The following is an 11,375-nucleotide window of genomic DNA, read 5'->3' on the forward strand; positions in this document are numbered from 1 at the left end:
TTTATCCCAACCGTTCCGCCATGATGGAAATGGCATTCAATGCAGCTACTGTCACAGGGCTTCCGCCTTTGCGCCCGATGTTCGTAATGAACGGAATATCGAGCTTCGCCAGCTCTTCCTTGGACTCTGCCGCAGAGACGAAGCCGACTGGCATCCCGATCACAAGACCTGGCTTCGCTTCGCCTTCCTTGACCATGCGGATCAGCTCCAGGAGCGCTGTCGGCGCGTTGCCGATGCAGAAAATGCCGCCGTCTGCTTCCTTCACCGCTTTGCGCATGGAAATGATCGCGCGCGTCGTGTTGAGGCGTTTCGCTTCTTCCATGACGTCGCGGTCGGAGATGTACACCTTCACTTGGCCGCCGAACTTCTCGATCCGGTTTTTGCTGATGCCGACCTGAACCATTTGCACGTCCGCGACGACGATTTTGCCGCTGCGGATCGCCTGAATACCGGATTGGACAGCATCCGGGTGGAAGACGAGACTGCGTCCGAGGTCAAAGTCTGCGGAAGCGTGGATGACGCGCTGCACGACAGGAAATTGTTCGGCGGTAAAAGGATGCTCGCCCAGCTCATCGGTAATGATCTGAAAGCTCATGTCCTCGATCTCTTGCGGTTGTACAGTCAAAGGCTTGAATTCCGTCTTGAAATCCATGGTTGGTTTCCTCCAGTCAGTTGTTTGGGGTAGGTGCTCATTGCATGCACACGGCCTGGCGCTTATAGAACGACCGCTTTGAGCTGGTTCAGCACGCTTTCGTAATCGGAAAACTTGGTCCCGTAGTCGATTTTCGGCCGGCCGATGACGATGGTTTCGATGCCCATTTCCAGCGCCGCTTCCACCTTTTCGTCAAAAGCGCCGACCTTGCCGCTCTCCTTCGTAATCATCAGCGTCACGCCGTAGTGGGCGTAGAGCGCTTTGTTCAGCTCCTTGGAAAAAGGCCCTTGCATCGCGACGATGTTTTTTTGCTCCACGCCGAGCTCCTCGCATTTTTGCATGTTGTCGAGGCGCGGCAGCATCCGGGCGACCAAAGTCGTATCCGGCAGGCCCAAGAGGCGATCCGTGAACGTTTTCAGCGTCTTGCTGCCTGTCGTCAGCATGATGACCCCGCGCTTTTCAGCGGCAAGCTCAGCCGCCTGCACGTAATCCTCGACGACGATCAGCTTTTCGCTGCCTGGCGCAGCGAGGCTTTCCCGCTCGTAGCGGATGTACGGCACACCTGCGCCCTGCGCGCCAGCCATGGCGTTTTTCGAGGCTTCCTCGGCAAAAGGGTGGCTTGCGTCTACCACGCACCGCACGCCTTTTTCCCGGATCAACTGCTGGATGTCGTCCGCGCTCAAGCGTCCGACCTGGACAGGCACGCCTGCCTCTTCCATGCTTTTCGCAGCGTTGTCCGTTACGACCGTCGTCAGCAGGTCGTAGCCGTTTTCCTTGATTAACAGGGCCAATTCGCGGGCGTCGCTCGTTCCAGCCAGTACCAGAATCATGCTGTGTCTCCTCCTACTTCGTTACGTGGTCGTGTTTATGCTCATGCTTGTGGTCATGGTCGTGGTCATGATCGTGATGATGACCATGGTGGTGATGATGGTGATGGTGACCATGACCGTGCTCGTCGTCGTGATGGTGGTGGTGATGGTCGATGTGCTCCATCGCTGCCAGCCTGTACTGACAGGTGTCGCAGTTCAGCTTCACTTCCCCGTGCAGCGCTTCCTCGATCCGGTCCTTCATCACTTCTTTTAACAGCGGGTGGAAGCCGAAATACTCAGCCATCTCAAACTGAGCTTCCGGGTATTGCTGGCGGAACCTTTCCAGTTGATCGCTCATCCGCTTAATCAGCACGCCGGTAAACAGGAAGTACGGCAAGAGCACGATCCGCTTCGCGCCGAGCTTCAGGCAGCGCTCCACGCCCTCGTCGTAGAGCGGATAGGTCACGCCCATGAAAGCCGTCTCTACCCAGCGCGCCTTGTAGCGCTCCCAGAACAGGCGGGACATTTTGTAAATATCGCTGTTGGCGTCCGCGTCGCTGCTGCCGCGCCCGATCACGAGCACTGCCAGGTCGTCGTGGTCTTCGCCGGAGGCAAAGCCCGCTTCCGCCATCCGTGTAGACAGGATGTTGATGACTTCCTCGTGAATGCCGATCGGACGGCCGTAGATGAACTGCACGTGCGGATGCAGCTCCTTCGCCTCGTCGATTGCCGCCGGAATGTGGATTTTCGCGTGTCCCGCAGAGAACAGGATGATCGGAATGACCGCCACCCGCGTAGCGCCGCGAGCGACGCACGTATTCAAGCCTTGCAGCATGTCTGGGCGCGCAAACTCCAGAAAGCACGTCTCGATGATCGGCACATCCAGCTCTGGCGCAAGCGAAGCGACAAACTGCCGGATTTCTTCGTTGCCTTCCGGGTCCTTGCTCCCGTGTCCTACAAATAATACCGCGTCCATTTCGTTTCCCCCTCGTATTTGTTCGAACAACCGATCAATCTCCGCAAGCGGCGTTCTCGATTTCCGCCTTGGCCGGTTCGTACCAGGCGTAGCCTTCCAGTTCGCCTACCCGTTGGAAAAACTTGTGGAAGCGTTCATTCGGAAATGCCTCTTTTTTGAATCGATTCACGATTCGCTCGACAATCGGCACGATATCCTCCTTGTCGATGCCTTCCGCGACCGGAATGCCGGAGTGCGCATTGCGCCCGACTGTTTTCGCGCCCAGGAACAGGTCGAACTTGCCTTTGCGGAACACGATTCCGATATCTTCCTGAACCGCTCCGTAGCAGGCCATTCCGCAGCCGTTGAAGCCGATTTTCAGCTCCTTCGGCATTTCTTTTCCGCCCAGTCTTCGGTGCAGCTCCTCCGCATACGGGATGCTGTCTTTTTTCTCGCCATCGCAAAAATCGCACGCTTTTACCTGCAGCACGTCTCCGATCGGACTGAGGATCAGCCCAAGCTCGCGCAGTCGGCCTGTAATGCTGTCAGGGTCGGCAGTCGGCACGCGCAAAATCATCTGGTGGTGCGGCGTGTATTCGATCTCGCCCTTTTCACCCGCCACCTCGGCAATGGCCATCATTTGCTGCGGCGTAATTTTTTTGTTGGCGACGCCTGGACTGACCGCAAATTCGAAAATCATTTCCGGCTGAAACGCCGAGGCTGGACGCACGTTGCTTGCTGTGGCAGGCGTCGTTTCGATGCCTTTGGCTGCATGGATCGCATTCAGCGCCTGCATCGCCCATTCGAATGGCGGACGCTCTGCTTCGGGCTTCGCTGTCTCCAGCTTTTGCTCGACTGGCGGCGCTTCCAGAACAGCCGTACTGGTCGCCGTGCCGGAAAACGCCGCTTCCGGCGCCGTTGGCTTCGCAGCTTCCCCAGCCAGCACAGGGCGCTCGCTCGCAGGCTCGGCTGGCTTGGCCGCAGAGGCGTTGACGCTTTCGCCGCTTGCTTCGAGCGACCACGGTTCGTTTTCCACGCGCAGGCGCTGGTGCGGCTTCAGCGGCTGCTCATCCGCAGACAGCGTGTACTTGCGCTGATAGCCGCGCGGCGTAATCATTTTGCCATCGTAGACAAACGTCGAAGAGTTCCCGATAATGACCGTCGTCAGCATGCCGATGTCGTGCTCGAGCATTTGCGCAAGCGTCGTCACGACAACCGTCTCGCGCTCGCGGTAGGCACTCTTCACAATACCGACAGGGGTATCTGGCGAGCGGTATTGCAGCAGGATGCGCTGCGCCTCGACGATCTGCCGCGTCCGCCTGCCGCTGCGCGGGTTGTACAGCGCAATGACAAAGTCGGCCATCCCGGCTGCGTCAATCCGTTTGGCAATCAGCTCCCACGGCGTCAAGTGGTCGCTTAAGCTGATCGTGCAGGCGTCGTGCATAATCGGAGCACCGAGGATCGCGCCACAGGAGTTGATCGCCGAGATGCCCGGCACGATTTCGATCGGAACGCCTGTCGCTTCTGTCCAGCCTTTTTCCACCAGCACCTCGTAGACCAGTCCCGCCATCCCGTAGACCCCGGAGTCGCCGCTGGAGATGACCGCTACTTTTTTGCCTTCTTCCTCCGCCTGACGCACCGCCTCGCGCGCACGCGTCACTTCCTCCGTCATCCCGGTGCTGACGATCTCCTGGTTGGTCAAAAGTCCGCGGATCAAATCCACGTAAGTCGAATAGCCGATAATGACGTCCGACTCTTGCAGTGCCTCCCGCGCCCGCTTGGTGATATGCTCAAAACTTCCTGGGCCAAACCCGATCACAAACAACTTGCCGCTCATACGGCCCCTCCCCTTTCCATTGCCTGCGTGTCGCAGGCAGCCGTTATCTCGTTCGTTCTCATTTCTTCCGTTGTCTTACGCTTCGTTTCAAGTGCCGCCCTATATAAAAGCAATGGCAGCCGCAATCGCCAGGCACACGAGCAGGCACAGCAAGGAGGTGAGATACATCAGCCGAATCGTCGCCATAATATCCGCCGCAGCCAACGGCCGATGCGCATCCCCGAGCCGCGCCCGGTTGGAAGGCACTCCCTGGTAGTAGTTGAGCCCGCCAAGTTGCACGCCCAGCGCGCCAGCCACTCCCGCTTCCGGCAGCCCGCTGTTCGGGCTCGGGTGCAGATGCGCGTCCCGGCGAATCATCGCCCAGCACTGTCGCCAATCCAGCCGCTGCAGCCCGCTTGCGATTACCAACAGCAATGCCGTCAGCCGGGCGGGTATGTAGTTCATCGCGTCGTCGAAGCGGGCGGACGCCCAGCCGAGATTTTTGTACATTTCGTTTTTGTAGCCGACCATCGAGTCCAGCGTGTTGGCTGCCCGGTACGCCATCGCCAGCGGCGCGCCGCCAATCGCGGCATAGATCAGCGGGGAAACGATCGCATCGACGATGTTTTCCGCCACCGTCTCCACGGCCCCCCGGCAAATCTCCGGTTCGTCCAGTTGATCCGTATCGCGGCCGACCACCATCGACAGAGAGCGCCTCGCCGCTGCCATGTCCCCGGCGAGCAGGTGGCGGGCGATCTCCAGTCCCGCGTCCGCGAGTCCTTTTGTGGCAATCGTCGTGGAGATGAGCCACGCGCTCAACACCCACGAGAGCAGCGGATGAATGAACGCCGCTCCCCATAACAGCAGCCAGACGACCGCGTAGCTGCCTGTGACGATCAACAGCGGGAACAGGACGCCAGCCAGCTTCAGTTGCGATTCCCGCTTGACTGCCGCGCGAATGACCCGTTCCAGCCGCGTAATCCACCAGCCGATCATGACCACCGGATGCGGCAGGCTGCGCGGGTCGCCGACCACCCGGTCAATCACGTATGCCGCGCACAATATCCATACTTCCGTCATGTTGTCCCTCTCTTTAAGCCTTCCAGCCGTAGTCTTCGCCAGCGTCGCCCGTCCCATTGCGCCAGCAGGGCCTCTCCGTGCCCTACGCCATCTACGTGCCAATATCGCTTAGGGTCGTTTTCCAGCCAAACCGCCTGAAACCAGCGAATCACTCCCCCGTGCGCGACGCAAACCGTAGTCTCGTCCGCAGCCGCTTGCCGCTGCTCCAAAAGCTTGCGCAGCCAGCCGTCCACCCGGTGCCCCAGTTCCTGCAAGCTCTCGCCATTCGGCGGACTGCAGCGATACGGGTCGTCGTACCAGCGGGCAGCCCGCTCGGCATCCGAGCGCATCAGCTCCTCGTAGGTCAAAAGCTCCCAGTCGCCAAACGACAGCTCGCGCAAAGCCGGGACGGAAATGATCGGCAGCCCCCACTCGTCTGCCAGCGGCCGGGCCGTTTGCGTGCAGCGGAGCAAATCGCTTGCGTACAGAGCGACAGGCCGTTTTAGTTGCTGCGACAATTGCCGCGCCAGCTCGCGCGCCTGCTGCTCCCCCTTTTCGTTCAATGGAATGTCGCTATGCCCGAGATATTTGCGCTCCCGATTGCTGTCTGTCTCCCCGTGCCGTATCCAGATCAACTTCATGTCCACCAGCTCCCGACCAGTACGAGCAGCATGACCGCCTCGCCGCTCTCGATAGCTGCTCCGTAGCAGTCTCCGTTCAGGCCGCCGAGCTTGCGGGCGACCGAGCGGGAAAACAACAGCACGAACAAAAGCGAGACGACCATTGCCGCGACGACCTGCAAACCTCCAGCGAACCAGCCAGCCGCGGCGAGAACGATGTATCCGGCGGCGATGGCGACAGGCGACAGCCCTGCACTGATGCCTTTGCCGATCCCTTTTTCCTGCGATAAATACGGCCACAGCCGAATCGACAGCAGCACATGTGTCCGCGCTATGGCAGGAACGAATACGAGGAGCACACCCCAGCCAGGATGCGCAAGCTCCGCGACGGCCCCTGCCTTGAGTAAAAGTAGCAAGATCGCGGCTAAAACCCCCATCGCGCCCACGCGGCTATCTTTCATGATCGCGAGCACTTGCTCTTTTGGCCGGCTGCTTCCCAGTCCGTCCGCCAAATCCATCCAGCCGTCCAGATGCAGTCCGCCTGTGATGTACACCCAGACAGCGAGCGTCAGCACGGCGGACAGCCACGGGCTAAAGAGCACAAGCCCCGTCTGGTGGACTCCCCATAGCAAAATACCTATGACCAGCCCGACTGCCGGATACCAGTTGACGCTTTTTTTCCACGCCTCGTCGGACGGGCGCAGCCACGGAACCGGAATCCGGGTGAAAAAGGCGATCGCGTGCCAAAATGCATTCATCCTTTGATCCTCCACGGGATTCCGGCCATGACCGCGTAGACCGTCTCTGCCTGACGCGCAGCCCGCTGGTTGACGTCGCCCAGCGCGTCTGCGAACCAGCGGCCGAGCCGATTCATGGCGACACCGCCCAGCCCGACCTCGCTCGTGACCGCAATCACTTTTTGCGGGGAGCGCTGGACAAGCCCCAGCCACGCCTCTGCCTCCGCAAGCAGCGCCTCTGTGTGCGCCTCGCTTCGCCACTCTGCTTCCTCGACGCTCATCAGCCGATTGCTCACCCACGTCGACAGGCAATCGATCAGCACGACGTCGTAAGGTGTGCTAGCAGGCTCGTAGTCGCACAGCCGCTCGCCGACCTCCACGCTGCCCCACTGCTTCGGCCGCCGCTCCTTGTGCCGCTCGATCCGCTGCCGCATTTCCTCGTCCCACGCCTGACCCGTCGCCACGTACAGGACGCGCTCTCCGGCCTGTTGCGCCAGTTCTTCCGCAAAGCGGCTTTTTCCCGAGCGCACGCCGCCTGTCACCAGCACAAGACTCATCGCTCCCCGCTCCCTTCGCTGTGTACCTCGCGCAAGGCCGCGATCAAGCGCGCATTGTCTTCTGGCCCGCGAACGGCGATGCGCACGTCATGCGCCGTCAATCCGGGATACATGGCGCAACTGCGAATCAGCACGCCTTTTTTGCCGAGCCGCTCTTGCAGTTGTGCGGCTGGCAAGCCCTCCGGCGAGCGAAGCAGCAAAAAGTTCGCCTCCCCCGGCCAGACCTTCCAGCCCAGCTCCCCGCGAATAAACGCGACCAGGCCAGCGCGCTCCCTGGCGACCAGGCTGCGTGTCCGCCGCTCGTACTCATGCTCTTGCAAGCACAGCTCCCCCGCCAAAAGCGCAAGCGCATTCACGCTCCAGCTCACCTGCTTCGCGCGCATTTTCGCAATCGCGTCAGGCTGGGCGATCGCGTATCCGAGACGCAAGCCGGGGATCGCGTACATTTTCGTCATCGACCGCAGCAAAATGACGCGGGGAAAGCGCTCCAGCCGACTTGCCAGCGTAAACTGGCGGCTTTCTTCCACAAAATCGAGAAACGCCTCGTCCACGACCAGCCACGTATCGGTCTGGGCCGTCCAGTCCGCCATCTGCAACAGCTCCTGTGGCTCATACAAGATGCCAGTCGGATTGTTCGGCGAGCCGACAAACACCAGATCAGCCTGTTCGAACAGACGGTACAGCTCGGCGCTGTCGGCCTTGTAGCCGTTCTCTTCTTTTCCGTAGCAGCCGATGACGGTTGCGCCAAACTGCTCGGAAAGCTCTGCATATTCCGAAAAGCAAGGATAAATCACGCCGACTGTTTGCGGCTGCAGCCCGAGAATCGCGAGCGCCATCGCTTCTGCCGCTCCGTTCGCAGGCAAAAGCCATTCCTTTGGCAACTGCAACCGCTGCGCCAACGCCCGGCGAAACTGGCGATGCCCAGGGTCCGGGTAACGCAGCACGGCAGACAGCGAGGCCAAAAGCATCTCGCGCACGCTGTCCGGCATGCCCAGCGGGTTAATATTGGCACTGAAATCAAGGAATTGGCCCGGCTCCATCCCAAAGCGGTCCGCTGCCGTCAGCAAATCTCCGCCGTGGCCGTACGCTTCCAGTACGTTCATCAAAACTCTACCCCCAGCACCGCTGGTATTCCTTCATCGTAGTAATGCTTGATCTGCTTCATCTCTGTCACGAGATCGGCCATGTCGATGATTTCCTGCTTGGCGCTCCGCCCCGTCACGACCAGATGCACATGGCTCGGCCTGTTTTGAATCGCTTCCAAAACGTCCGCGAGCGGCAGCACGTCCGCAATCGGAAAACGGTCGATCGCCAGCGCATTGTTCAGCTCGTCGAGAATGACGACATCGTACTCGCCCGAAGCGAGCTTTTCCCGGGCGAACGCCCACGCTTCCTGCAGCGCCGCGCGATGCTCCTCCGGCGTCTTCGTCCAGGTGAAGCCTACGCCTTTTTGCACGATTTCGATGCCCAGCTTGTCGAAGATGATTTTCTCTCCGTACGTGCGCTCCGGCGACTTGATGAACTGGATCATGATGACCTTTTTGCCTCGTCCAGTCGCGCGCACAGCCAGCCCCACCGCGGCTGTTGTCTTTCCTTTGCCGTCTCCGGTGTAGACCAAAAACAGGCCCCGCTTGTTGCTCAAGTACGCCCACCCCCAAAATAAACTGTAGGCCCCGTTGCCCATCCCTAATAATTTTCGGAGGCACAGCGCTCCAAAAATGCAGTTTAGGCTCCGTTGCCTATTTCAAATGTTTTCCATAGCCTCGTTATTTACCTGACTGAAAAAGTGAAGAGTTTGCCGATTTGCTTCCTGTTTCGCTTTCCGCGTACAAAAAAACGCCTTGTTTCCCCAAACCTCCAAGGAAAACAAAGCGCGGATAGCCGACTGCAACAATCCTCACCTCATCCTTTGACCCGAAGGAAATCAGTGGACATCAAAACAGGCAGGTCTCCTGGCTCAAGGATCTTCGCTCTTCTTCCTCCTTCCCGCACGCTGGCGTGCAGTGGATGGCGCCGTTGCCAAGAAGAAGAGCTCCTCTTTTACAGTGGCGGGACCGCGTTGGCTTTTCACCAAACTTCCCTTTTAACCTCGCATTCGCAAACTATCGCTTGCGAAAAACAAGGACCTGTTTTTCTACCATATTCAAATGTCGTTCGTTTCTATGACAAGCACTTGCTTTAATAATAGCAAATGCTACCGGGGATTCAAGCAAAAGCTGCGGATAGGAACATACTGGGCATTGATCTTTGTTTTGTGAACTAATTATTTGTACACAAATCTTTTGTGTGCGTGTTATCTTATTCTTACATCGATTTCCAATAAAATATTTGGAGGTACATATGGATCGGATTGAGGATTGCTATGGGTTTCTTCTCGGGAAGGCGTATCAAAAAATCTGGCAAATGGAAAAGGCCAAATTATCGCCGTACGGGATTACTCCCGTGCAGTTTGTTCTATTACATGCGCTATGGGAAAAAGATGGCCAAAAAGGTGTGGAATTGGGTAGTCGGCTTCGCTTGGATGGAGCAACCATCACGGGGGTGCTCGATCGACTGCAAAATATGGGGCTCATCGAGCGTCGTTCCGATCCCAATGATCGCCGGACGAACTTGATTTTTCTGACTCCGCGAGGCAAGGAATTGGAACAACCTCTGAATCAGATCAGTGACGAAGTGAATCAAGAAGCGATGTCCATATTCAGTGAAGAAGAAGCGAAATTATTCAAAAACATGCTGACCAGATTGGGATTAAACTCATAAGGAGTGCGTTGAGACTGTGAAGAGCAAAGTGCATTACGCGTGGATCATTTTATTTGTCACCTTTTTCGCATTGTTGGCTGTGCAAGGAGCAAGACTTTCTTTCGGAGCATTTATTGAACCTTGGGAGAATGGCTTTGCCGCGGATCGAGGTACCATTTCTCTCATCTCCACATTGAGTTTTGTCATTTATGGCATATCCCAACCAATAGCAGGCAGGTTGATTGACCGCTTTGGTGCCAGGTCCATTCTCTTAGGCAGCACACTTCTGGTTGGTCTGAGCATTTTTTCACGCAATGGGTAACTTCCCTCTGGCAATTGTTTATTCTCTATGGTGTCTTCGCTTCCATTGGTGTTGGAGGTGCCTCCAATGTAGCCGCAACCATTATGGTCACAAATTGGTTCAATAAAAGGCGTGGACTCGCATTCGGAGTAATAGAGGCTGGCTTTAGCGTAGGCCAAATGGTAGTTGTGCCTGCCTCACTGTTTTTCATGCAGTGGTTTGACTGGAAAATGGCTGTTGCGGTATTGGGTCTCTTTTTACTGATCGTGGTATTTCCCGTCATGATGTTTCTTCTGAAGAATCATCCTGCCGAAAAGGGGTTGCAACCGATAGGAGGTCGCCACAGATTGCAGATGAAAGACAACAAATACATCCTTCCAGCCGGCAACCGGTCAGGCGGATATTTCCAACCAAAGCTTTCTGGTTTCTGATTTTGCCGTTTTTCATCTGCGGATTCACCACTACCGGCTTAATGGACACGCACCTCATTCCCTTTGCCTAACGAAACCAGCGAGCTTACAAAAAGTCCGCCATGATGATTCCCAGGTCAAACGGAGTGATTCCCTCGTCCATGGAGAAAACCGTGTCCGCCTCATCCGCCCGGTCAGTCAGCGTGCCTCTCGCTTGCGCATGAAGCGTGAACAGCTCATAGAGAGTGGGCTTCACCAGCGAGGTGAGCGCCCTTCCCATCCACTCCACGCCGCCTCCGTTCGCCTCTACGTTATTGACAAACCGGGGGTGGGAGCGCAGCGCGATGTCCGTCCAGATCACTTTTCGCTCCGCCAGATCGAGAATGACCGGGATGCAGATCGTAGAGCGTGAAGCGAGGTCGATCTTGTCCTGCACCGTCTGCGGTTCAAAAATTTCCCCCGACTGTGGAGCCTTGCGTATCATCCAGCCCGCATAACATTCGGGCAAATCGCAATAGGGCTGACTGTTGAGACTCCCACGGCTAAAGCCGCAAGCCTTCCACCTTGCGGTGTACGGGTGGGATTCTTGAATGACTAAGCGTTCGCAGTCCATTTCTGTTTTGAACAGCCTTCAAGATGAGGGCATCTCATTGCCCCTCCTAAGACAGTGCATATAGCATCTTAGGCTGATTGACTGTTACCATCAATCACAGGTGCATA

12 protein-coding genes, 1 pseudogene and 1 riboswitch are annotated in these 11,375 nt (G+C 57.5%); of the genes and pseudogenes, 2 read left to right on the forward strand and 11 right to left on the reverse strand.

The window, feature by feature from the left end; all coding sequences use genetic code 11:
* Position 1: 1 nt before the first annotated feature.
* From AC3WQH_RS09290 to cobO, 10 genes are all read right to left on the reverse strand, one after another.
* Positions 2-652, reverse strand: coding sequence for a precorrin-8X methylmutase (locus tag AC3WQH_RS09290; RefSeq protein WP_025847506.1), 651 nt, complete (start codon positions 650-652; stop codon positions 2-4).
* 62 nt (positions 653-714) lie between these two features.
* On the reverse strand, positions 715-1,482 hold the full coding sequence (cobK, locus tag AC3WQH_RS09295; RefSeq protein ID WP_005832000.1) for a precorrin-6A reductase: 768 nt from the start codon (positions 1,480-1,482) through the stop codon (positions 715-717).
* Between the two features lie 13 nt (positions 1,483-1,495).
* On the reverse strand, positions 1,496-2,437 hold the full coding sequence (locus AC3WQH_RS09300) for a sirohydrochlorin chelatase (protein ID WP_005831998.1): 942 nt from the start codon (positions 2,435-2,437) through the stop codon (positions 1,496-1,498).
* 34 nt (positions 2,438-2,471) lie between these two features.
* A complete protein-coding gene (gene cobJ, locus AC3WQH_RS09305) occupies positions 2,472-4,253 on the reverse strand; it encodes a precorrin-3B C(17)-methyltransferase (RefSeq protein ID WP_122952909.1) in 1,782 nt (593 codons plus the stop codon).
* Between the two features lie 99 nt (positions 4,254-4,352).
* A complete protein-coding gene (gene cbiB, locus AC3WQH_RS09310; protein ID WP_492331997.1) occupies positions 4,353-5,312 on the reverse strand; it encodes an adenosylcobinamide-phosphate synthase CbiB in 960 nt (319 codons plus the stop codon).
* Positions 5,309-5,932 (reverse strand): histidine phosphatase family protein, encoded by a 624-nt coding sequence (locus AC3WQH_RS09315; protein ID WP_025847515.1) that lies wholly within the window; start codon positions 5,930-5,932, stop codon positions 5,309-5,311. Before AC3WQH_RS09315 ends, cbiB begins: the two co-directional genes overlap by 4 nt.
* A complete protein-coding gene (cobS, locus tag AC3WQH_RS09320) occupies positions 5,929-6,669 on the reverse strand; it encodes an adenosylcobinamide-GDP ribazoletransferase (protein WP_122952911.1) in 741 nt (246 codons plus the stop codon). The genes AC3WQH_RS09315 and cobS overlap by 4 nt, the downstream gene beginning before the upstream one ends.
* Positions 6,666-7,205 (reverse strand): bifunctional adenosylcobinamide kinase/adenosylcobinamide-phosphate guanylyltransferase, encoded by a 540-nt coding sequence (gene cobU / locus AC3WQH_RS09325; protein WP_025847518.1) that lies wholly within the window; start codon positions 7,203-7,205, stop codon positions 6,666-6,668. Before cobU ends, cobS begins: the two co-directional genes overlap by 4 nt.
* Positions 7,202-8,308, reverse strand: coding sequence for a threonine-phosphate decarboxylase CobD (cobD, locus tag AC3WQH_RS09330; protein ID WP_007785829.1), 1,107 nt, complete (start codon positions 8,306-8,308; stop codon positions 7,202-7,204). The genes cobU and cobD overlap by 4 nt, the downstream gene beginning before the upstream one ends.
* Positions 8,308-8,847 carry a cob(I)yrinic acid a,c-diamide adenosyltransferase gene (cobO, locus tag AC3WQH_RS09335; RefSeq protein WP_025847521.1) on the reverse strand — a complete coding sequence of 180 codons (540 nt, stop codon included), beginning with the start codon at positions 8,845-8,847 and terminating at the stop codon, positions 8,308-8,310. Before cobO ends, cobD begins: the two co-directional genes overlap by 1 nt.
* 283 nt (positions 8,848-9,130) lie before the next feature.
* Positions 9,131-9,350, reverse strand: a riboswitch (cobalamin riboswitch).
* A gap of 195 nt (positions 9,351-9,545) precedes the next feature.
* Here cobO and AC3WQH_RS09340 point away from each other — a divergent pair.
* Both AC3WQH_RS09340 and AC3WQH_RS09345 read left to right on the forward strand, forming a co-directional pair.
* Positions 9,546-9,965 carry a MarR family winged helix-turn-helix transcriptional regulator gene (locus tag AC3WQH_RS09340; protein WP_005831982.1) on the forward strand — a complete coding sequence of 140 codons (420 nt, stop codon included), beginning with the start codon at positions 9,546-9,548 and terminating at the stop codon, positions 9,963-9,965.
* A gap of 16 nt (positions 9,966-9,981) precedes the next feature.
* A pseudogene (locus tag AC3WQH_RS09345) lies at positions 9,982-10,744 on the forward strand (MFS transporter); the annotation flags it as partial.
* Between the two features lie 17 nt (positions 10,745-10,761).
* Here the strand turns inward: AC3WQH_RS09345 and AC3WQH_RS09350 are convergent.
* On the reverse strand, positions 10,762-11,139 hold the full coding sequence (locus tag AC3WQH_RS09350) for a hypothetical protein (protein WP_241752916.1): 378 nt from the start codon (positions 11,137-11,139) through the stop codon (positions 10,762-10,764).
* Positions 11,140-11,375: the final 236 nt, after the last annotated feature.

The sequence above is a fragment of the Brevibacillus sp. FW301-21C12A genome (assembly GCF_058788915.1).